The following is a 21,244-nucleotide window of genomic DNA, read 5'->3' as shown; positions in this document are numbered from 1 at the left end:
TCGCTGTCGCCTGTCGGTCCATGCCCGCTTCCGCCAGGCGCTGGCCATGGGAGAGGGGTGTTGCGCCCCGCTCAATGGCTGGAGGGAGGACGTCAGGAACCGCGGCTGAACATGACGATTCCGGGTCGAAAAATACCTCTTACGAGGTAGAGTTTACCTGCATGTCCCAAGTTACCGCATCTACTGCATTCTCTTGCCGGTCCGGCGAACGAAACGGTTTCACACTGGACGCGGCCCCCGGAAATATCCCTCCCCTGGTCGGAATTGCCTCTTGTCGATCGCCCATTCGGCAGGTAGTGAGACGACGGGGTTGGGGTTTGTCACATTTTCGACAAATCTTCTCTATTGATGTTTCAATCGGGAGGAACACATGTCCTTTTTCAACAATCTGAGCATCTTCTTCAAACTCGCCTGCGGATTCGCGCTGACCTTGATCCTGACAACGGTTCTTGGCGCCAGCGGCTACGGCAGCCTGATGAGCATCCACGACGCGTCCGGCGAAGTCGCCGAGGTCTGGCTGCCCGCAATGGGCGCGACAGCGCTCATGGAGCAGGCCGCCAACGATTTCCGCAGGGCCGAATTCAGGCATATTCTCGCGGCCACGGCCGACGAGCGCAAGCAGGCCGAACAGCGCATGAGCAAGGCCAAGGCGACCCTGGCCAAGCAGGAAGCCGAGCTGTCCAAGCTCGCCCTGCCCGAGGAATTCCGCGCCAGCTTCAAAGCCTACATGACGGCGTGGCAGGAGTTCCTGCCCATCAACGCCAAGGTGCTGGAGCTTTCAAACGACAATCTCGGCCGCGACGCCACGCTGCTGGTCCGGGGAGATTCCTCCAAGGTCTTCAACGAGGCGCTGGCCGCGCTGGATAAGATAAGCGCCACCGCCAAGGAACGCGGCCTCAAAGGCGGCGACATCGTGGACGCGAGCGTCCAGTCCGCCAAGATGAGGACCATCATCATCGGCGTCGCAGTCCTTCTCCTGGGCCTTGGCGTGACCCTGGCCCTGCCCAGGCTCATCACCACCCGCCTGCGGGCCACGCAGCGCCTGGCCGAGGAAGTCGCCTCCGGCAAGCTCGACAGCTGCATCGAGTCCGACTCCACCGACGAGATCGGCCTGCTGCAGAAGGCCCTCATGGACATGCTCTGCAAGCTCAAGGAGCAGTTGGCCTTCTCCGATGGCGTGCTGCGGGGCTTCACGGTCCCCTGTTCGGTCTTCTCCGCCCAGGACACCACTCTCTACACCAACCAGCTCATGCTCGACCTCCTCGAGCGCTCAGGCAAGCCCGAGGACTATTACGGGCAGACCTCCGGCGGTTATATCTGGGGTGAACCGGGCAAGGACACCATCTCCAGCATCGCCCTGCGGGAAAACCGCTCCATCACTGCGGAACGCGAATTTGCCACCCACAAGGGGAACAAGCGCCACGCGCGAATCTCCTCCTCGCCCATGTACTCGGAGAACGGACAGATACTGGGGACCCTGTCGGTCTGGATCGACCTGACCGAGATCAAGCAGCAGGAAGCCCTCATCGGCGAGCAGAACGAGAAGATCATGTCCGTGGCCGCCCAGGCCGAGCAGGTGGCAGAGGCGGTGTCCTCGGCCAGCGAGGAGCTCTCCGCCCAGATCGAACAGGCCGCCCGGGGCGCAACCATCCAGAAGGACCGGGCCGCCGAAACGGCCACGGCCATGGAGGAGATGAACTCCACCGTGCTGGAAGTGGCCCAGAACGCCCATGCCGCCGCCAACCGCTCGGACCAGGCCCGCGTCAAGGCCCAGGACGGCAAGGGCGTCGTGGACAACGTCATGAACTCCATGGAGGATGTGCGGGCCCAGGCGCTCACGCTCAGGGAGCGCATGTCGTCCCTGGAGGGCCGCGCCCAGAACATCGGACGGATCATGAACGTGATCTCCGACATCGCGGACCAGACCAACCTGCTGGCCCTCAACGCCGCCATCGAGGCCGCCCGCGCCGGAGAGGCCGGGCGCGGCTTCGCCGTGGTGGCCGACGAGGTGCGAAAGCTGGCGGAAAAGACCATGGCCGCCACCCACGAGGTCGAGGAAGCCATCACCGGAATCCAGCGCGAGGCCAAGGACAACATGACCAGCGTAGACCAGACGGCCAAGGCGGTGGAAAAAGTCACCTCCCTGGCCGGCGAATCGGGGCAGGCCCTGGAGACCATCGTGAGCCTGTCGGACTCGGCCACCATGGAGGTTCACGCCATCGCCACCGCCTCCGAGCAGCAGTCGGCCGCCAGCGAGGAGATCAACCGGGCCGTGGCCGAGATCAACCGCATTTCCAACGAAACGGCCCAGGCCATGACCCATTCCTCCGACGCGGTGGGCGATCTGGCCCGCCAGGCCGCCCGGCTGCAGGAACTCATCTCTGGCATGCAAGCGGACGAAGGGAGGCAGGCCGCCCTCGGGGCATGACCGTCCTGACGAAAGAACATTGCGCGAACCACAACAATACCGGTAAAAATGATACCAGCAATGTCCCCGCCAAAAACGGGGACATTGCATTTCCGGTCGTCGCAACGGCCAGCCTGTATTTTTGCGAGTGCCTAGCCATTACGCTTGATACAAACAAAACCATCACATATATGTTCTTGCGTACTCAGGAAGCAGGAGCACTCGATGATCACGCAACGCGATATTTCTTACGTCGGCAAGCTGGCGCCGGTGGCCCAACTGCTTGAAATGCTCGGCCATCTCGACCAGCCCGGAGTCCGCTCGCCGGAGGTGTTCCTCTCCATGTCGCGTGAGATCTGGGCCGCATACCTGTTTCTGAGCGCCCGCCTCAACGACGAGATGCTCGGTGGAACAGGGGAAAACACGAGCGAGCACTACTTCTCGCAATTGGAGCAAAGGGTCAGGGAGAATCTGGATTGATGCAGCCCTCCCTAGCCCCCAGTTCCAGGAAACCCCTTGACCACCCAACAACCCGTGTGTATCAAGCGTTTCCGCAGAGAAAGCCAGCGTAGCTCAGTTGGTAGAGCAGCTGATTCGTAATCAGCAGGTCGCGAGTTCGAGTCTCGCCGCTGGCTCCAGAAAATACAAGGGTTCCCAGGATTCATGCCTCGGAACCCTTTTCCTTTGGATGCATTTTCTCCCCACTCTCTCCCCACTATGAAAATTCAATGAGGTTAAGCCACGTGAATGGTTGACACTCGTGATGGGGCTCCGTAGTGGCCGGATCGGCTGGAGATTTCACCCTGATTGCGCCTCTCGCATCACCCTCTTAGAGAGACGCCCCGGCCTCACTGGCAATGCTCTTTTCAGCAACGCCTCCCCCCACAAGGCTCTGAGTCTCCCTGCCTCAACAAGCCTTGGCTGCTCAGCCAAAGGCTCTGTAACCCTCCCCTAAAATAGGCCCAGCCAAAGGTTGAAATTTCTGGCAAAGCCCCCCGGGGGAGCGATGCGGAAATCTCGTTTTTCAGAGACCCAGCTCGTCGGGATGCTTAAGCAAGCCGAGGCTGGTCGGCCAGCCTCGGACATATGCCGAGAGAACGGGATCAGTTCGACCACGTTCAACAAGTGGAAGACCATATGCGGCGGCATGGATGCGTCTGACGCACGCCGCTTGAAGGAAATTGAAGCCGAGCACAACAGGTTGAAGCAGATGTTTGCCGGCCTGAGCCAGGAAAACCAAGCCCTGAAGGGTGTGATCGCAAATAAGTGGTGAGGCCGGTCGAAAGCGGCCCAGGGCGACAGCGCATTTATTCGTGCCGCGCATGGCAGAATCGGGCAATTATTGAGCAGGAATGGGTGTTCATCACCACGCCCCCTTGGAGTATCTGTGCTTACCGCTGCGATATGGCAGCGAGAGGGTCAAACGGAAAAGCAGATCCGCAAAGACAAGGAGACTTTCGATGCTCTACAGGAAAATGCCGAAAAACGGAGACGAGCTCTCCATCCTGGGATTCGGGTGCATGCGCTTACCCATGGCGGAGGGAAAGATCGACGAGGAGAGGGCCATCGCCCAGATCCGCGGCGCCATCGACGACGGGATCAACTACGTGGACACGGCCTGGCCCTATCACGGCGGAGAAAGCGAGCCCCTGCTCGGCAAGGCCCTGAAGGACGGATACCGCGAGCGGGTCAAGATCGCCACCAAGCTGCCTTCCTGGCTCATCAACAGCCGCGAGGACATGGACCGCTATCTGAACGCCCAGTTGGAAAAACTGGGAACCGACCACATCGACTACTACCTGGTCCACGCCCTTGAAGGGGCGTCCTGGGACAAACTAGAAGCGCTCGGCATCCGCGAGTTCCTCGACCAGGCGAAAAAGGACGGTCGCATCGTCAACGCGGGCTTCTCCTTCCACGGGCTGGCCGAGGATTTCAGGCGCATCGTCGACGCCTACCCCTGGGTGTTCTGCCAGATCCAATACAACTTCCTGGACCAGCAATTCCAGGCAGGTACGGAGGGACTGAAATACGCCGCGTCCAAGGACATCGGGGTGGTCATCATGGAGCCCCTGCGCGGCGGCAACCTGGGCCTCCTCACCCCGCCCCCGGCCGTGGCCGACTTGTGGAACGAGGCCAAAACAAAGCGCTCCCCCGTGGAGTGGGCCCTGCGCTGGGTGTGGAACCACCCGGAAGTCACGGTGGTCCTTTCCGGCATGAACGAGGAGGCCCACATCGTAGAGAACCTGGCCATCGCGGGCGAGGCCCACGCCGGCTCCCTCACCGTGGAGGAACTGGACCTGGTGGACCGCGTCGCGCGCAAATACCAGGAACTGATGCAAGTGGGCTGCACGGGATGCGCCTACTGCCTGCCCTGCCCCATGGGTGTCAAAATCCCCAAGTGTTTCGACTTCTTCAACAAGATGCACATGTTCGGGAACGCCGATGAGGCGAAGTTCATGTACATCGCGTTCCTGAGCGGCATGACGAGTCATGACGAACCCGGTTTCGCCTCACAATGCGTGGCCTGCGGCGAATGCCTGGAGAAGTGCCCGCAACATATCGCTATTCCTGAGATTCTCGAAAGAGTCGCCGCAGAAATGGAAGGACCGAACTTCCAGGAACAAGTGGAGGCGACCCGGCAGCACTTCAAGTCCGGACTCTAGCAGCTGTTTGTCAGGGGTGGACGGCGTGCCCACGGGCACGCCGTCCCTGAAGCGAGAACAGGAATCCCCTCCCGCCAGCCGCCCGACACAGGCGGCAGAGGCTACAACAGGCGCATCAGCGCATCGAGCGATGAAAATACTCTACTATGACTGTTTCGCCGGAATCAGCGGCGACATGAACCTGGCCGCCATGATCGACCTGGGTGTGGAGCCCGGATATCTGCGGGCCGAGCTTTCCAAACTCGGCCTGGACCATGAATTCGAGCTGGCCGTTGCCGCCGATTCCCGCCACGGCATCCACGGCACCCGGGTGGACGTGGTGCTGAAGCACGACGATGCTTCGCACGGCCACGTCCATTCTCTGTCGGAACTCGTGGAGGAGCACGCGCACCATCACACGGACTCGCCGGTCGGGCACGCCCATGCCCACGGGGACTCCCCGCACGGGCACCATCACGGCCATGCGGACGCTCCGGAGGAACACGGACACGGGCACGGCCACGAAGGCGCACCGCACGGACACCATCACGGGCACGCAGGCTCTTGCGGCGGCCACGCCCACGGTCATGTAGATGGCCAGGGCGCACACCAGCACGGCCATGCGGCGCACCGCAACCTCGCGGACATCGAATCCGTCATCATGGGGAGCGCCCTGGCCCATGAGGTCAAGCTGACCAGCTTGGCCATATTCCGGAAGGTGGCCGAGGCCGAGGCCAAGGTCCACGGGAAGGCGCTCCATGAGGTCCATTTCCATGAAGTGGGCGCCACGGACTCCATCGTGGACATCGTGGGCGCGGCCATCTGTTTTCACAGGCTCGGCGTGGACGCGGTGTGGGCGTCGCCGGTTGAGCTGGGGGGCGGCTTCGTCCGCTGCGCCCACGGCCTCATCCCGGTCCCGGCCCCGGCCACGGTGGAGATCCTGCATGGCATCCCCACCACCCGGGGCGCGGTGAAGCATGAAACCGCCACCCCTACGGGCGCGGCCATCCTGGCGGCCCTGGTGGACAAATTCACCGCGACGCCCGCCCTGGTGACGGAAAAGACCGCCTACGGCATCGGCCACCGCGACGCGGCCATCCCCAACGTCCTGCGGGTCCACCTCGCCCGCGCCGCGTCCTCCCGCCCCGTGGGCACGGTTCAGGACGCCCGCCTCCTGCAATGCAACATCGACGACATGACCGCCGAGATGCTGGGCGTGGCCATGGACCTCCTGATGGAGAATGGGGCCATGGACGTGCACTTCACCCCCATCCAGATGAAGAAGAACCGGCCCGCGACCTGCGTCTCGCTCCTGTGCTCCGCCGCCGACGAGGAGCGCTTCAAGGATCTCCTGTTCCGCCACACCACTACCTTGGGAATCAAAAGCTTCCCCCTGGACAAGACGGTGCTGGACATATCCTTCGAGCGCCTGGACACCCCGCTCGGGGCCGTGACGATGAAAAACGCCATCCGGCACGGCAAGGTGGTCCGCTCCAAGCCCGAGCTGGAGGATTGCCGGGAGATGGCCCGGCGGCACGACATGCCCCTGTCCGATGTCTACGCGCTCATCGGCAGGCACAGGAAGGAGCGGAGCTCATGACGCCCTCCGTTCACACCACAGAGAAAAAGTACCGGGACCTGCTCGGTGAGCTGCGCTCCATGAAGAAAGCACTCGTGGCTTTCTCGGGGGGGGTGGACAGCACGTTCCTGCTCCATGCCGCGCGGCAGGCCCTGGACGAGAACGTCCTGGCCGTCAGCATCGCCACGCCGTACATCCCTGTACCGGAGATCGAAGACGCCAGGAGCGTGGCCCAGGCCATGAATGTCCGCCATCTGGTGGTGGAGGTCCCCTTCCCCGAGCCCTTGCGCGCCAACCCCCCGGACCGCTGCTACCTCTGCAAGCTGAGCCTCTTCACTCTCCTCCAGGACGTGGCCGCGCGCGAAAAGATCGCCCACGTCCTGGACGGGACCAACCTGGACGACCTGGACGACTACCGCCCGGGCCTCAGGGCCCTGGGCGAACTCGGCGTCAAGAGCCCATTGCTCACTTCGGGCCTGACCAAGCAGGACATCCGGGACCTTTCCAAGGCGCATGGCCTGGCCACCTGGGACAAGCCGGCAGCGGCGTGCCTTCTTTCGCGCATTCCCCATGGAACACGCATCGAGGAAACGGAACTCAGGCGCATCGACCAGGCCGAGCGTTTCCTGAAGGATCTGGGGTTCGCTGCGGTGCGGCTGCGAAGCCACGGAGACCTCGCCCGCATCGAGGTTCCGCGCGAGTGGGTGGGCGAAGTGATCGAAGCGGACAGGCGGCACGGGATCGACGCCCGGCTCAAGGAGCTGGGCTACCGCCACGTGACCGTGGACCTGGCCGGATACCGTTTGGGAAGCCTCAACGTTAACGCCGCCTAGGCGGGACAAGACGGAAAAGCATGGACACGCAAGAAACCTTGAAGCAGTTGCTGACCGGCATCAAGAACGGCAGCCTGGACGTGGAACAGGGGATGGAGCGGCTGCGCGACCTCCCCTTCATGGACATGGGCCACACCAAGATCGACCTGCACCGCTCCCTGAGGAACGGCTTCCCCGAGGTGATCTACGGCGAGGGCAAGACCCCGGAACAGGTGGGCGAGATATTCACGCGCATGCGCGAGCACGTCAGCGTCCTGGCCACACGCGTCTCGCCCGAGATGGCTAGGCACGTCGAGACCGTCTGCCCGGAGGTCCGCTACAACCCGCTGGGCCGGACCCTGACCTGCGCCCGGGGCGAGATCGCCTACCGCGAGGGCGAGATCGCCATCGTCACCGCCGGAACCTCCGACCTCCCAGTGGCCGAGGAAGCGCGGGAAACCTGCGAGATGCTCGGCAGCCGGGCCTGGGTCGTGTCCGACGTGGGCGTGGCCGGCATCCACCGGCTGCTGGACCGGATTTCGGACCTCCGCAAGGCCCGGGTGATCATCGTGGTGGCGGGCATGGAGGGGGCGCTGGCCAGCGTCATAGGGGGCCTGGTTTCCCAGCCCATTGTGGCGGTGCCCACCTCGGTGGGGTACGGCGCGTCCCTGGGCGGGCTCTCGGCCCTGCTGGGCATGCTCACTTCCTGCGCCAGCGGGGTGACGGTGGTGAACATCGACAACGGCTTCGGCGCGGCCTGCGCGGCCTGCAAGATCAACAACCTCTTCCCGGCCTAGGCCCGTTGCATCTCGGGGAGATGTCGGGGGCTGGCACCGAAGTAGCGCTTGAACTCGCGGCTGAACTGGGAAACGCTCTCGTACCCGACCATGCGCGCGGCGTCGCTGGCCCGCAGCCCCTCGTCCACCAGAAGGATCTTGGCCCGGTTGAGCCGCACTTTCTTGAGGTACTGGATTGGGGAGAGCGCGGTGACGTCCTTGAAGGCCCGGTGGAAGGCGGAAGTGCTCATGTTCACGAAGCCTGCCAGCTGATCCACGTTGAAGGGCTGGCTGAAGTTGCTGTGGATCTGCTTCAGGGCCTTGTCGATGCGCGAGAGGCCGGTGTTCTTGGTGGCCAGGGCGTGCAGCGACGCGGCGTTCTCGCCGCACATGATCCTGAAGATGAGTTCCCTGACCAGCCCCTGCCCCAGCACCCGGCTTTCCACGGGGGACTCGAGGGCGCGCAGGAGCCTCAGCGCGGTTTCCTTGAAAGCCTCGTCCGCGCGCGCCAGGGAGAGCCCCGGATGCCTGCAGCCCGGCCGCAGGCACTCGCACTGCGCCTGGTCCTCCAACTGGGAGATGATGCCGCCAAGCATCCCCATGTCGATGTCCACGACCATGGAAAGAAGGGGTTCGTCCTCGGAAACCGTAGCCTCGCATTCCGCGGGAAGGGGCACGGAGAGCACCAGGTAATGGTCGGGATCGTACACGTAGACGTCGTCCCCCAGGTAGACCCGCTTGGAGCCCTGGCCCACGATGATCACCCCCTGCTGATAGAGAAGCGGGGTGCGGGGGATGTCCCGCGAGGTCTTGTAGATTCTCACTCCCGGGACTCCGGTCTGCGTCACTCCCTCCTGGGTGGCCAGCCTTGCCATCGTCGCGGCGATTTCGCTCATGTGGATCCTCCCGGGCCTGATCCGCCGGTCGCGGGCGGATCAGGCCGTTTGCCTACAAATTCTCGCCTATCTTAGAGGAACAGGCAAGAAACAAGCTGAAAGGATTCTTTTTCCAGCCGCAAGAAACATCTGCGCCCCGCCAACCCGGCCGGATTGCCGGAACGCGGCCCAGATCCTATTGGCCGGCCTTCACCCTGGCGCCGTCGGCCAGATCCACCGGCGGGTTGAGGACCACCTTGTCCGTGATGCTCAAGGAATGCTGGCTGCAGGGTGTCCCGCGCTGTTCCATCTCGGGCGTGCTCAGGCCCGAATACTGCCAGATGACGGTCACCACCGGGAGTTTGATCTCCGGGAAGTTGTCGATGCGCATGGTCACGCCCGCGGTGACGCCCAGGAATCTGATCCTGCGGGGCCTGGATCTTGCGCGGCGCTAGTACTTCCCGTGCCGGTAGGTATCCACGGCGCGGCCGAGGGTGGCGAAGATCAGGGCTGAGAAGCCCACGGTAGCAGCGAGGGACAGAGGGATCACCCACGAGAAACCGGCGCAGACGGCCACCACGTAAAAGATCATCTGGTGCGAGAGATAGATGGGATAGGAGAGTTCTCCCACCATCCGGTCGGCCGTGATGCGCCGCGTCAGGGAAAAAAGCGCGGGCACGCCCAGGAAAGCGCAGGCGTGCACGGCGAGCGGGAAAAGCGGATGGGCCGTCTCCTTGTGGTAAAGCGCCAGGGCCGCCAGCAGGGCTACGGACAATCCGCCGCGCAGGGCTGCCTGGCCTCCAGTCTCGAAGCGGGCCTTGTAGAGCCGGTAGGCCAGGATGCCCAGCATGAAAAGCCCCATGTCCAGAAACGGGTTGCGCAGGTACCATGAGTCGTTGATGAGCCCGATGTTTTTGAGCCAGAGCTTGCCCCCCAGGCAGGCGAGCACCACCGGCACGAGGGTTCGTGTGCGCAACCGGACCAGCCAGGGGGCCAGAAGATAGAAGTAGAGTTCGATCTCGATGGACCAAGCCTGCGGGATGAACAGCACCCCCCAGGACGGCGGGTGCTCCGGGCTGAACGCCCCAAAGAGGCTTGCCGGGGTGGTCATGGATAAGAAAAAAAGGACGTTTTCACCGAATATGCCGAGATTGGACGCTATCGCGTAGAGGAAGGAAGCCCCGTCCAGTCCCACCATGGTCTGGCCCCAATCCCCCAGGTGCCACCAGCGCCCCGTCCCGAGGCGCAGGGCCGCGATCGCCGCCAGATAGCAGAGCAGGATGGCCCAGTAGACCGGGAATAGCCTGAAAAAGCGGCTCTTGTAGAAAGCCGTCGTCCGGGACTCCCCTGCGTACTTCACGTGCAGGATCATGCCCATGTAAAAGCCCGAGATGATAAAGAAGACTTCCACGGCCATGTCGGCCCCCAGCCCCAGGAAGGCGGGAAGTGAGGCCCGGACGGCTCCGTGGAAGTGGTCCACGCAGACGATGAGGGCCAGTAGAAACCTTAAAACGCCCATGGCCTGTGCATTCCGGAAGATGGCGGTGTGTGGATGGTGCTTGAGGGCATGGCGTCTTGTTGGTGGCCGCGAACGGCTGGGACGATTCCGGTCCTGAGGGGTCGGTCAGGCTTCAGCCAAGCGGCGCATACACCGGCGTAGCCGTCCCGTCCAGGCTCACATGGGGGCGGGGGCCTGCAACCGAATCTTCATCGCGCCCTGCGGGGGGTCGGGAGGCGAAAGAGCGGGGAGGCCCCTTCCGAGACGCAAACGGCATCGACGGACACAGGGCGAGAACCCGGCCGCCGTTGACAACAACCCCTGAAAAAAGTAGACAATACTGTAAGGTCAGACTCAGAAATGTCCCTCAATACGACGAGGTAAACAAATGAAACGCAAATTCAGTTTTATGTTCGTCATGCTGACATTTCTGTGCGTTATTCCTTTTCTGCATGGGTGCAGCGAACTGGTTCTTTTCAATCCCAAGGGACCCATTGGGGAATCTGAAAAATACATCATTCTTGTCGCGTTCGCCTTGATGTTGGCGGTCGTCATCCCTGTCATCGTCATGTCAATATGGTTCCCGTTGAAATACAAAGAGACCAACACAAAAGCACCGTATGACCCGAACTGGAGCTACTCAAAGAAAATAGAAATAGTAATGTGGCTTGTACCGTTCGTCATTGTATTGATTTTGTCTACCATATTATGGCGAGAGACGCATCGCCTCGATCCCTACAAGCCGATTGCCAGCGAAGCCAAGCCGTTGAATGTAGAAGTTGTCAGCCTGGATTGGAAATGGCTTTTCATTTATCCGGAACAAAATATCGCCGTCGTCAATCAATTTGTCTTCCCTGAAAAAATACCGCTGAGTTTCAAGATAACGTCGGACACGGTCATGACGTCATTTTTCATCCCCCAGTTGGGCAGCCAAATTTATGCCATGGCCGGCATGCAGACCCACTTGCATCTTATGGCCGATGAACAAGGGGATTATACGGGTCAAAATCAGCAATTCAGTGGAGCCGGTTTTCCGGATATGTCGTTCAAGGCCAAAGCCACTTCTCAGGAGAAATTCGATTCCTGGGTGCAGCAAGTCAGGCAGTCTCCGAACAAGCTCGATTTCGCCCGCTTTGACGAACTGAGGAAGCCGGGCGTCAGCGGCTCCGTCATCTTTTTTTCTTCGATAGAACCTGGCCTTTTCGAACATATCGTCAACAAGTACGACCCAATGACTCGCGGCTCATACGGCACGGGCGAGACGGCCCACCCCGCACACGGAAAATAAGCTGGCATGGAGGCTGTTGAAATGCTTGGAAAACTGAGTCTCTCTGCGATTCCGTATCATGACCCGATCGTCATGGGCGCTGTTTACGGTTCGCTCCTGGCCGGCGCGGGAATCATTGCCCTGATAACATATTTCAAGAAATGGCCGTACCTCTGGAAAGAGTGGCTGACTACTGTTGATCACAAAAAAATCGGCATCATGTATATTATATTGGCCATGATCATGCTGTTGCGCGGCTTCTCCGACGCCATCATGATGCGGGCGCAGCAGGCGGTTGCCCTGGGTTCCTCCCAGGGATTTCTGCCCCCGGAGCACTTCAACCAGGTATTCAGCGCCCATGGCACGATCATGATCCTTTTCATGGCCATGCCATTCCTTTCGGGCCTGATGAATATTGTCGTGCCCCAGCAGATCGGCGCGCGCGACGTGGCCTATCCCTTTCTGAACGCGGTCAGCCTCTGGCTGTCGACGGCCGGAGCCTTGCTGGTGATGGTGTCCCTGGGCGTGGGCGAGTTTTCCAGGGCCGGCTGGTCGGGATACACGCCTCTGACGGAAATGGCCTACAGCCCCGACACCGGCGTGGACTACTGGATATGGTCCCTCCAGATCTCCGGCGCGGGCACGCTGATGACGGGAATAAACTTTCTCGTCACGGTCCTTAAGATACGCGCCCCGGGAATGACGCTCATGCGGATGCCGCTCTTCACCTGGACCACGGTATTCACCAACGTGCTGATCATCTTCGCCTTTCCGATACTGACCGTCGCCCTGGCCCTGCTGACCCTCGACCGCTACTGCGGCATGCACTTCTTCACCAATGACATGGGCGGCAACACGATGATGTACATCAACCTGTTCTGGACCTGGGGGCATCCGGAGGTCTACATCGTCATACTGCCTGCCTTCGGCATCTTTTCGGAAGTCGTGGCCACCTTTTCCAGGAAAAAACTTTTCGGGTACGGGTCGTTGGTGTACGCCACAGCCGCAATCATGTTCCTTTCCTTCTCCGTCTGGGTACACCACTTCTTCACCATGGGGACCAGCGCGAACGTCAACATTTTCTTCGGCATTTCGACCATGTTGATCGCAATCCCGACAGGCGTAAAGGTATTCAACTGGCTTTTCACGATGTATCGCGGAAGAGTGAGAGTCACATCGCCGCTCTTGTGGACGCTCGGGTTTCTTTCGACCTTCGCGGTCGGAGGCCTGACCGGCGTGTTGCTGTCCATGCCCCCGGCAGATTACGTGCTCCACAACAGCCTGTTCCTGATCGCCCATTTTCACAACATGCTCGTACCCGGCGTGCTCTTCGGCTTCATGGCGGGCTATGCCTACTGGTTCCCCAAAGCCGTCGGTTTCCGCCTGAACGAAACATGGGGAAAACTCTCCTTCTGGTTCTGGCTGACCGGCTTCTACCTGGCCTTCATTCCGCTTTATATCCTCGGATTCATGGGCATGCCCCGGCGCATGCAGCATTTCGACAATCCGGCGTGGCAACCGTACCTCGTCATAGCCGCCCTGGGCACGCTGCTCATTCTCTTCGGCGTCGGCTGCACACTCATGCAATTGCTGGTGAGCATCAAGGATCGTCGCGCCAACCGGGACTTGACCGGCGACCCTTGGGATGGCCGCACCCTGGAGTGGCTGACGTCATCCCCGCCGGCCGCCTACAACTTCGCCGTCATTCCAACCGTGCATGACCGTGATGCCTTCTGGGATATGAAGGAGAAGGGCACGGCGTACCGGAAGCCCGATCGGTATGTTGACATCGAGATGCCCAGGAACACCTTTTACGGCCTTGCCGTCGGCGCGCTCGCCTTTCTTTTCGGCTTCGCCATGATCTGGTACATCTGGTGGCTGGCGGGCCTGAGCTTCTTGGGCTTGATCGCCGTGGTGGTTGCGCGGTCCTCCAATGACGACATCAACCACGTCATCCCGGCCGCCGAGGTCCAACGAATCGAGGACCTGCGCTCCCAGGGGATGGCATGAACAGTTTTTTTGGGCAGCGCAACAAAACCGCACTGATCCTTCGCAAGGGGTGTGCATGATGCAGACGCAGTCTTTGACCATGCCCGTGAATGCCACAGGAGAACACGAGGTTCACGACGTGGCCGCGACCCAGGCGCTCGGTTTCTGGATTTATCTCATGAGCGACCTCGTCGTGTTTTCCGGCCTGTTCGCGACGTATGTGGTCATGGCCCACAACTACGCCGGAGGGCCCACCGGCAAGGAACTCTTCCACTTGCCGGACGCCCTGCTGGAAACCATGTTGCTGTTGTGCAGCAGCGCGGTCTTCGGCTTGGCCATGGTGGCCATGCACAAGGGGGACAAGCGCCTGGTCCTGGCGGGACTCGCGGCCGCGTTTCTGCTGGGGTTGGGATTTCTCTCCATGGAAGCGAGCGAATTCCACACGATGATCCGCGAGGGCGCCGGGCCGCAGCGAAGCGGCTTTCTTTCCGCGTTTTTCACCCTCGTGGGCACCCACGGCCTCCATGTGACCTTCGGCATGCTCTGGATGGCGGTCATGATGGTGCAAACGGTCGCCAAGGGATTGACCGCGCCTGTCCAGGCCCGGCTCATGAGGCTGGGCATGTTCTGGCACTTTCTCGACATCGTCTGGATCGGTTTGTTCACCGTCGTCTACCTGATGGGGGTTCTGTAAATGAACCAGGCACACCAGACCAACGCCGGCGCGAGCAGCGGCTCCATCAAATCGTATGCGACTGGATTCGTTCTTTCCATCGTTCTCACCCTCATCCCCTTCATGCTGGTCATGACCGGGGCGCTCTCCCACTCCGCCATTGTTTTCTGTATTTTCGCAACAGCCATCTTGCAGATTTTCGTACAGCTACACTACTTTCTCCACCTTGACACCTCATCCGCAATGCACTGGAATTTAATGTCATTGCTGTTTACATTTTTCATAATATTCCTATTTGTAGGCGGTTCGATATGGATCATGTACAGTCTGCACTACAGGATGTAAGATCATCAGAAGTGCTCAAGAATTATTTTCTTGTCACAAAACCAAGACTGGTCGCCGCCAACCTGATATCAGCAGCAGGCGCTTTTTTTCTTGCCGCTCAAGGACACCTGTCCATCACCAACTTCCTGTCTGTTATGACAGGACTGTCCTGTGTTGTGGCTTCTGGATGCATATTCAACAATTATATCGACAGAAACATAGATAAAGACATGACCAGAACATGTGGCCGCGCACTTGCCACGGGGGCAATCTCACTGAAAGGGAGCCTTGTTTATGCCACTGCGTTGGGCATGGCGGGCACGGCAATACTCTCGGCGGGGACTACCCCGCTGACCCTGGCCATCGCCCTGGCGGGTTTCGTGATATACGTCGGCGTCTACAGCTTATACCTGAAACGCAACTCCGCCTACAGCACGATCATCGGAAGCCTAGCAGGGGCTGCACCGCCTCTTGCGGCCTATTGCTCCGCAAGGAACACCTTCGATATTGGCGCGCTGCTGGTATTGGCCATCTTCAGCCTCTGGCAGATACCGCATTCGTATGCGATCACTATTTTCCGGTACAACGATTATGCTGCAGCAAAAATTCCCGTAATGTCCGTCAGATCAGGTATCTCTGCGACAAAAAGACACATCATCTGGCATACCGTCGCCTTTATCCTCGGGGCCCAGATGCTCACCGCCTTCGGATACGCAGGCCACGCCTACCTTGCCGTCGCCACCGGACTGGGCTTGTGCTGGCTGTGCATGGCTTTGCACGGGTACAAGACATGCGACGATCGTCTTTGGTCCAGAAGGCTGTACCTCTTTTCCATCCTGACCATCTTCATCCTGAGCATCATGATGTCGATCGACTTCGCAAAGCCCCCTGCGGGGATGATCGCCATGGGGCAGTTGTAGCGCAGAGCCGCTCCACGCCTTACGAAGCAGAAGCAACCACACAGAGAAGCGCCCCCCTGCCGGAAGGCAATTTGGGGCAAGTGGCCGTTGCTCCGCACGCCAGTGATGATGCAGTGCGGGAGCCTAGCCTCCTTTTGCAGCCACAACCGACACGACACTCGCGCCCCAGAAAACGACCACGAGGGCACCCACCGCCCCCCGCCACGCGCAACCCTTTTGTCTACTTTTTGTTTTCTTAGTACACTTATTGTTTACGTATAATAGCCGTTGACACCTTCCCTTACTGAGCTATAGTTACGAAGCATCCAGAATATACTCTCGCGGACGCACATTGAGATTATCCACAACGGAGTCTTGTGACAACGCGCGGAAACCGACATGACACCCAGAACTCCTTGTGAGGACAACTTGTGCCCACAGGGAACACAACAGCTCTAGAAGCAAAAGCTACATACATTACACACATAGCACATATCCAATCCACTCTCTTAAAATCAACATACCGCTTATCACCACAAACAACATGGATCATTTCATCTTTCAACACCACTCAAACAAACACAAAAAAGCGAAACGCTTATAAATCGGACTGCATCGGGATACAGGACCAGCGCATGGCGAAAATTGCGTAGACTCTAGCCTCAACAACTAGAAAATTTCGCGAGGGAGCAATGCAACTATCGGTTCGTGACGCAGCAAATATTCTGAAAGTACCCACAAAAGATATCTACGATTGGATCAAACAGGAGGCCATCCCTTTTTACAAGATCAACGAAGAGTACCGGTTCAACCGGGTGGAGCTGCTGGAATGGGCGTCTTCCCGGCGTATCCTGGCTTCCCCCGAAGTTTTTCTTGAGGCCGAAACCGAAGACGAGCGCCTCCCCTCTCTCCTTGAAAGCTTGAAGGCTGGTGGAATTTTCTACCATGTAGGGGGCAACGACAAGGCCTCGGTGCTGCGGGCAGTGATCGACACGCTCTCATTTCCCGAAGAGGAGGAAGTGGACAAGGACTTCCTCTACCAGGTGCTGCTGGCCCGCGAGGCCCTTGGCTCAACCTGCGTCGGAGACGGCGTGGCCATCCCCCACGTTCGCAACCCGGTCGTCCTGCATGTGACCAACCCCTCGATCTGGCTCTGCTTCCTGGATCATCCGATAGATTTCGGCGCCCCGGACGGCCTCCCTGTCAACATTTTATTTACACTCATCAGCCCGACGGTCAGGGATCACCTCCACCTGCTGTCGCGACTGAGTTTTGCGCTGCTGGACAAGACCTTCAAGGCGGCGTTGAAGCGGCAGGCCTCGCAAGAGGAACTGATGGAGACGGTATCAAGCATAGAGATGGCGCAGACCGCGTTAGCCAGCGGCAGCGCCGTCCCCATCAGGTAGACCGCCTTGGACAAGCGACGCGTCGACCTTCATGACCGCGCATGGGGTTCTCCGTGGCTCTCACGTTGATCCTGGCGGCCATGTGCTCCATGGGCGCGAGCGGGGTTCCGGGCCTGTTGTCGCCCAGGACCTCGCCTTGGGGTCAGCGTATCGCCGCGTCCCTGATGGCCCTCGGCGCGGTTCTCGGCCTGGCTGGAGCCTACCTGGGCTACGCCGCCCCAGATGACGCGACGCTTGTCCTGCCATGGCCTCCCGCGAGCCGGAGCTTCATCGGCGTCGACGCCCTGAGCGCGTTCTTTCTGGTCCCCATATTTCTGGGCGGCGGACTCGGATCACTTTACGGGCTCGGATACTGGCGGCAACGCGAACATCCCCGGAGCGGCCGCAAGCTGCCTCTTTTCTGGGGCCTGCTGATGCTCGGCATGGTGCTGCTGGTCATCAGCCGTCATGCCATGGCCTTCCTGCTGGGATGGGAGGTTATGGCGCTGGCGGCGTTCTTCCTGGTCAGCACGGAGGACCATCGCGCCGAGTGCCGCCAAGCCGGCTGGGTATATCTGATAGCGACGCACATCGGCACCCTGGCCCTGTTCGCGCTGTTCACGCTGTGGCATTGGGCGACCGGTTCCTATGGGCTGCTTCCCGCCGCCAGCGACGCCCTGAGCCAGAGCGTCAAGAATTGCCTGTTCCTGCTGGCGCTGTTCGGCTTCGGCCTCAAGGCCGGCATGATGCCTCTCCACTTCTGGTTGCCGGGCGCTCACGCCAACGCCCCCAGCCACGTTTCGGCGATCCTGTCCGGGGTCGTGCTCAAGATGGGCATCTACGGGCTCTTGCGGATGCTCTCCCTGCTTCCCGACCCTCCCGTTGGCTGGGGCGGCCTGATCCTGCTCCTCGGCGTCGTCAGCGGCCTCCTGGGCGTGGTGTTCGCCCTTGGACAGCACGACCTGAAACGGTTGCTGGCGTATCACAGCGTCGAGAACATCGGCATCATCCTGATGGGCCTCGGCCTGGCGATGCTGGGACGCTCCGCCGGGCGTCCCGAATGGGTGGCGTTGGGTCTGGCCGGTTGCCTGCTGCACGTCTGGAACCATGCTCTCTTCAAGTCGTTGCTGTTTTTGTGCGCCGGTTCGGTCCTGCACGGGGCGCGAACGCGGGAGATCGACCGGTTGGGAGGGCTGGCCAAGTCCATGCCCTGGACGGCGGCGATGTTCTGCCTGGGCGCGGTGGCCATCTGCGGCTTGCCGCCTCTGAACGGATTCGTGAGCGAGTTCTTCGTCTATGTCGGCCTTCTCCGAAGCGTGATCGCCAACGGAGGGAATGGAGCCGGCCTGGTTCTGGCCGTTCCGGGGCTGGCGATGATCGGCGCGCTGGCCGTCGCCTGTTTCGTGAAGGTGTACGGCGTGGTCTTCCTGGGAAGCCCGCGCACGCGCGGCGCGGCTCTCGCCCAGGAGTCCCCGTTTTCGATGCTGGCGCCCATCGGCGTTCTAGCCGCCTGCTGCGTCCTGATCGGACTGGCCCCGATGCTGGCAAGTCCGGCCCTGAACGCCGCGACGGCCAGTTGGACGGACGGGATACGGCAAGCGCCGATGCGCATTGACGAATTGGTGCCGCTGGGCACCGTCGGCGGCATTTCCATCGCCATAGCCTGTGTGACCGCAGTGGTCGCCGTCGCCACCGCATTTCGCGGCCGGCGGGCCTACAAGGTCATCACCTGGGACTGCGGCTACGCCAGGCCGACCACGCGCATGCAATACAGCGCATCCTCTTTTGCCCAGATGATCGTCAGGGTGTTCCGCTGGGTTCTTCGTCCCCGCACGCATCTCCCCCGTCTTGGGGGACCGTTCCCCCGTCCGTCGAAAATGCACAGCCATGTCGACGACGCGGTGATGGACAGGCTGCTCGTCCCTGTCGGCCATTTTTTCGAGCGGCTGTTTCATTGGGTCCACTGGGTTCAACGAGGACTGACGCAGCATTACGTGCTGTACATTCTGACGACGCTCCTCGTGATGCTATGTGCTTTGATGCCCATGGAAGAGTTCTATGCACGGCTGTTTGTGCGTTGACGCAATACATGCATATATAAATACATTTCGCGGTCATACTGAGGTATTTGTGTAATGTCCGGTGTCGAAACGATTCTGTTTGGAATTGCGCTGCTGCCTTTGAGCGGCCTGATCGGGTGCATGTTCGCGGCGCGATCCACGACAGGCCAGCGAGTCGCGTCGGTGGTCATGGCGGTCGGCAGCACGCTTGGGCTGTGCGGCATGGTTGCGGCTTTCAATGATGCAAATCCGCAGTCCATTAGCCTGCCGTGGCTTCTTCCCTGGGGACGGTTCGCGGTGGCCGTCGACCCGATCAGCCTCCTGTTCCTGGGCCCGATATTCGTCGTGCCGACGCTCGGATCATTCTACGGATGGGGGTACTGGAAGCCGTTCGAGCACCCCCGGAGCGGACGCCGCCTGGGCTTGTCCTGCGGGTTTCTGGCCGGAGCGATGGCCATGGTGGTCATCGCGCGGGACGGCGTGCTGCTGCTGATCGCGTGGGAATTGATGGCCATTTCGGCCTACTTCGCGGCGACCGCGGAGGAAGGCAATCCAGACGTGCGCCAGGCAGGCTGGATCTACCTCATCGCCACCCACATGGGGACGCTCTGCCTCTTCGCCATGTTCGCGCTGTGGCGTCACGCCACGGGTTCGTTCGCCCTCGAACCCGCGCACGCGATGCCCGGGGGCATGGCCGGAGCGATATTCCTCCTGGCGTTGACGGGTTTTGGATTCAAGGCCGGGCTCATGCCGCTGCACGTCTGGCTGCCGGGCGCACACGCCAACGCGCCGAGCCATGTTTCTGCGGTGATGTCCGGCGTCATGCTGAAGATGGGCATATACGGCATCGTGCGGCTGACCGGACTGCTTCCCGCCGAGGCGTCGTGGTGGGGAGGGACGCTGCTCTGCGTCGGAGGAGTCACCGGCATCGCGGGCATCGCTTTCGCCATAGGCCAGCGGGACATCAAACGGTTGCTGGCCTACAGCAGCATCGAAAACGTCGGCATCATCGCCATGGGCCTGGGCCTGGCCTTGCTGGGCCGCTCGCTCGGACGCGCCGACTGGATCGTGTTGGGGCTGGGTGGAGCGTTGCTGCACGTCTGGAACCACAGCCTGTTCAAACCGCTGTTGTTTTTCAACGCGGGGGCTATCATCCACGCGACGCACACGCGCGACATGGACCGCCTGGGCGGTTTGGCCAAGCGAATGCCACAGGCGGCGTTCTCCTTCGGAGTGGGCGCGCTCGCCATCTCCGCCCTCCCCCCGCTGAACGGATTCGTCAGCGAATGGCTGCTGTATCTGGGCTTCTTCGGCGCCCTGGACCCGGCGACCGGCAGGCCGGGAGCGGCAGTGGCGGTGGGGGCGGTCGTTCTGGCGACTGTCGGCGCGATGGCGGTGGCCTGCTTCGTGAAGCTGCTGGGCACAGTGTTTCTCGGCTCGCCCCGCAGCGACGCGGCAAGCGGCGCGCACGATCCGCACGCCAGTATGCTCATACCCATGGGAATCCTGATGGCCGGTTGCGCCGGGCTGGGTCTGTTCCCGATGGCCGCCGTACCGGTGCTTGAGAAGGCGGTGCGGACATGGACTGTTCTGGACGGCCCGCGAGGGTTGTCACTCGCCGCACTTGCGCCCTTCTCTTCAATCTCCGTGATGGGGCTGCTGCTCCTGGCAACCGTGGGAGCCCTCGCCCTGTCCTTGAGGATGTTCCTCCGCACCAGAACGATACGCAAGACAAACACCTGGGACTGCGGCTACGCCCGGCCGGCGGCACGCATGCAGTATACGGGGTCGTCCTTTGTCCAGTCCATCGTCCACCTGTTCACGTTCATCATCCTTCCCAAATACAGTCGGCCCGCGTTACGCGGCCTTTTCCCGGCCCAGGACCAGTTCAAAAGCACCGTCCTCGACTTGGTCCTGGACCGCTTCGCTTTTCCATTGTTCCACGTCTGCGGAAAGTATTTCTCGACCCTTCGCGTGATACAGCAAGGACAAACCCACCTCTACCTGATCTATATCCTCACAATCCTATTCGCTTTGATTTTCTGGGGATCACTATGA

17 protein-coding genes, 1 tRNA gene and 1 pseudogene are annotated in these 21,244 nt (G+C 60.9%); 16 read left to right on the top strand and 3 right to left on the bottom strand.

The features are described 5' to 3' along the window. The first annotated feature begins 370 nt into the window (after positions 1–370). The 8 genes and pseudogenes from ML540_RS06700 (at position 371) to larB (ending at position 8,237) form a co-directional block, all read left to right on the top strand. Positions 371–2,428 (top strand): methyl-accepting chemotaxis protein, encoded by a 2,058-nt coding sequence (locus ML540_RS06700; protein WP_243359511.1) that lies wholly within the window; start codon positions 371–373, stop codon positions 2,426–2,428. Between the two features lie 204 nt (positions 2,429–2,632). Continuing rightward, complete coding sequence (locus tag ML540_RS06695) at positions 2,633–2,887, top strand: hypothetical protein (protein WP_243359510.1); 255 nt, start codon at positions 2,633–2,635, stop codon at positions 2,885–2,887. A gap of 82 nt (positions 2,888–2,969) precedes the next feature. After that, a tRNA-Thr gene (locus tag ML540_RS06690) sits at positions 2,970–3,045 on the top strand. 368 nt (positions 3,046–3,413) lie between these two features. Further along, positions 3,414–3,674: pseudogene (locus ML540_RS06685) on the top strand (transposase); the annotation flags it as partial. Between the two features lie 193 nt (positions 3,675–3,867). Continuing rightward, on the top strand, positions 3,868–5,070 hold the full coding sequence (locus ML540_RS06680) for an aldo/keto reductase (RefSeq protein WP_243359508.1): 1,203 nt from the start codon (positions 3,868–3,870) through the stop codon (positions 5,068–5,070). A 130-nt stretch (positions 5,071–5,200) separates the two neighbouring features. Beyond that, the gene (larC, locus tag ML540_RS06675) at positions 5,201–6,649 is read left to right on the top strand and encodes a nickel pincer cofactor biosynthesis protein LarC (protein WP_243359507.1); all 1,449 of its coding nucleotides are present in this window, start codon (positions 5,201–5,203) and stop codon (positions 6,647–6,649) included. Next, entirely contained in the window at positions 6,646–7,461 is an 816-nt protein-coding gene (gene larE, locus ML540_RS06670) for an ATP-dependent sacrificial sulfur transferase LarE (RefSeq protein WP_243359506.1), read from the top strand. The genes larC and larE overlap by 4 nt, the downstream gene beginning before the upstream one ends. A gap of 20 nt (positions 7,462–7,481) precedes the next feature. Then, positions 7,482–8,237, top strand: a complete 756-nt coding sequence (gene larB, locus ML540_RS06665) for a nickel pincer cofactor biosynthesis protein LarB (RefSeq protein ID WP_243359504.1) — start codon at positions 7,482–7,484, stop codon at positions 8,235–8,237. Here the strand turns inward: larB and ML540_RS06660 are convergent. The 3 genes from ML540_RS06660 to ML540_RS06650 form a co-directional block, all read right to left on the bottom strand. Next, positions 8,234–9,112 (bottom strand): AraC family transcriptional regulator, encoded by an 879-nt coding sequence (locus ML540_RS06660; RefSeq protein ID WP_243359503.1) that lies wholly within the window; start codon positions 9,110–9,112, stop codon positions 8,234–8,236. The two genes, larB and ML540_RS06660, sit on opposite strands and share 4 nt — an antisense overlap. 175 nt (positions 9,113–9,287) lie before the next feature. Then, positions 9,288–9,482, bottom strand: coding sequence for an efflux RND transporter permease subunit (locus tag ML540_RS06655; RefSeq protein ID WP_243359502.1), 195 nt, complete (start codon positions 9,480–9,482; stop codon positions 9,288–9,290). Positions 9,483–9,542: 60 nt separating this feature from the next. After that, positions 9,543–10,610, bottom strand: a complete 1,068-nt coding sequence (locus tag ML540_RS06650) for an acyltransferase family protein (protein WP_243359501.1) — start codon at positions 10,608–10,610, stop codon at positions 9,543–9,545. A gap of 367 nt (positions 10,611–10,977) precedes the next feature. Here ML540_RS06650 and cyoA point away from each other — a divergent pair, with 367 nt between their 5' ends. From cyoA to ML540_RS06610, 8 genes are all read left to right on the top strand, one after another. Beyond that, positions 10,978–11,877 (top strand): ubiquinol oxidase subunit II, encoded by a 900-nt coding sequence (gene cyoA / locus ML540_RS06645; protein WP_243359500.1) that lies wholly within the window; start codon positions 10,978–10,980, stop codon positions 11,875–11,877. Between the two features lie 21 nt (positions 11,878–11,898). Continuing rightward, positions 11,899–13,866, top strand: a complete 1,968-nt coding sequence (gene cyoB / locus ML540_RS06640) for a cytochrome o ubiquinol oxidase subunit I (RefSeq protein ID WP_243359499.1) — start codon at positions 11,899–11,901, stop codon at positions 13,864–13,866. A gap of 55 nt (positions 13,867–13,921) precedes the next feature. Further along, positions 13,922–14,539 carry a cytochrome o ubiquinol oxidase subunit III gene (cyoC, locus tag ML540_RS06635; RefSeq protein WP_243359498.1) on the top strand — a complete coding sequence of 206 codons (618 nt, stop codon included), beginning with the start codon at positions 13,922–13,924 and terminating at the stop codon, positions 14,537–14,539. Then, positions 14,540–14,863, top strand: a complete 324-nt coding sequence (gene cyoD, locus ML540_RS06630) for a cytochrome o ubiquinol oxidase subunit IV (protein ID WP_243359497.1) — start codon at positions 14,540–14,542, stop codon at positions 14,861–14,863. After that, positions 14,830–15,762 carry a heme o synthase gene (gene cyoE / locus ML540_RS06625; protein WP_243359495.1) on the top strand — a complete coding sequence of 311 codons (933 nt, stop codon included), beginning with the start codon at positions 14,830–14,832 and terminating at the stop codon, positions 15,760–15,762. The genes cyoD and cyoE overlap by 34 nt, the downstream gene beginning before the upstream one ends. Before the next feature lie 671 nt (positions 15,763–16,433). Next, positions 16,434–17,147 carry a PTS sugar transporter subunit IIA gene (locus tag ML540_RS06620; protein ID WP_243359493.1) on the top strand — a complete coding sequence of 238 codons (714 nt, stop codon included), beginning with the start codon at positions 16,434–16,436 and terminating at the stop codon, positions 17,145–17,147. A gap of 53 nt (positions 17,148–17,200) precedes the next feature. After that, positions 17,201–19,207: a proton-conducting transporter transmembrane domain-containing protein gene (locus ML540_RS06615; RefSeq protein WP_243359491.1), complete on the top strand. Its 2,007-nt coding sequence runs from the start codon at positions 17,201–17,203 to the stop codon at positions 19,205–19,207. A 54-nt stretch (positions 19,208–19,261) separates the two neighbouring features. Continuing rightward, positions 19,262–21,244, top strand: coding sequence for a proton-conducting transporter transmembrane domain-containing protein (locus ML540_RS06610; protein ID WP_243359489.1), 1,983 nt, complete (start codon positions 19,262–19,264; stop codon positions 21,242–21,244).

This window comes from Fundidesulfovibrio terrae, from assembly GCF_022808915.1.
Taxonomy (GTDB): domain Bacteria; phylum Desulfobacterota; class Desulfovibrionia; order Desulfovibrionales; family Desulfovibrionaceae; genus Fundidesulfovibrio; species Fundidesulfovibrio terrae.
Note: the sequence above shows the minus strand (reverse complement) of the source record. Positions and strands in the feature narration are given on the sequence as shown.

Coding starts and splice junctions, on each gene's coding strand:
- larC (WP_243359507.1), top strand. CDS start 5,201: ATGAAAATACTCTACTATGACTGTTTCGCCGGAATCAGCGGCGACATG.
- larE (WP_243359506.1), top strand. CDS start 6,646: ATGACGCCCTCCGTTCACACCACAGAGAAAAAGTACCGGGACCTGCTC.
- ML540_RS06700 (WP_243359511.1), top strand. CDS start 371: ATGTCCTTTTTCAACAATCTGAGCATCTTCTTCAAACTCGCCTGCGGA.
- ML540_RS06680 (WP_243359508.1), top strand. CDS start 3,868: ATGCTCTACAGGAAAATGCCGAAAAACGGAGACGAGCTCTCCATCCTG.
- ML540_RS06695 (WP_243359510.1), top strand. CDS start 2,633: ATGATCACGCAACGCGATATTTCTTACGTCGGCAAGCTGGCGCCGGTG.
- ML540_RS06650 (WP_243359501.1), bottom strand. CDS start 10,610: ATGGGCGTTTTAAGGTTTCTACTGGCCCTCATCGTCTGCGTGGACCAC.
- ML540_RS06610 (WP_243359489.1), top strand. CDS start 19,262: ATGTCCGGTGTCGAAACGATTCTGTTTGGAATTGCGCTGCTGCCTTTG.
- ML540_RS06620 (WP_243359493.1), top strand. CDS start 16,434: ATGCAACTATCGGTTCGTGACGCAGCAAATATTCTGAAAGTACCCACA.
- cyoB (WP_243359499.1), top strand. CDS start 11,899: ATGCTTGGAAAACTGAGTCTCTCTGCGATTCCGTATCATGACCCGATC.
- cyoE (WP_243359495.1), top strand. CDS start 14,830: ATGGATCATGTACAGTCTGCACTACAGGATGTAAGATCATCAGAAGTG.
- ML540_RS06660 (WP_243359503.1), bottom strand. CDS start 9,112: ATGAGCGAAATCGCCGCGACGATGGCAAGGCTGGCCACCCAGGAGGGA.
- larB (WP_243359504.1), top strand. CDS start 7,482: ATGGACACGCAAGAAACCTTGAAGCAGTTGCTGACCGGCATCAAGAAC.
- cyoD (WP_243359497.1), top strand. CDS start 14,540: ATGAACCAGGCACACCAGACCAACGCCGGCGCGAGCAGCGGCTCCATC.
- cyoC (WP_243359498.1), top strand. CDS start 13,922: ATGATGCAGACGCAGTCTTTGACCATGCCCGTGAATGCCACAGGAGAA.
- ML540_RS06655 (WP_243359502.1), bottom strand. CDS start 9,482: ATGCGCATCGACAACTTCCCGGAGATCAAACTCCCGGTGGTGACCGTC.
- cyoA (WP_243359500.1), top strand. CDS start 10,978: ATGAAACGCAAATTCAGTTTTATGTTCGTCATGCTGACATTTCTGTGC.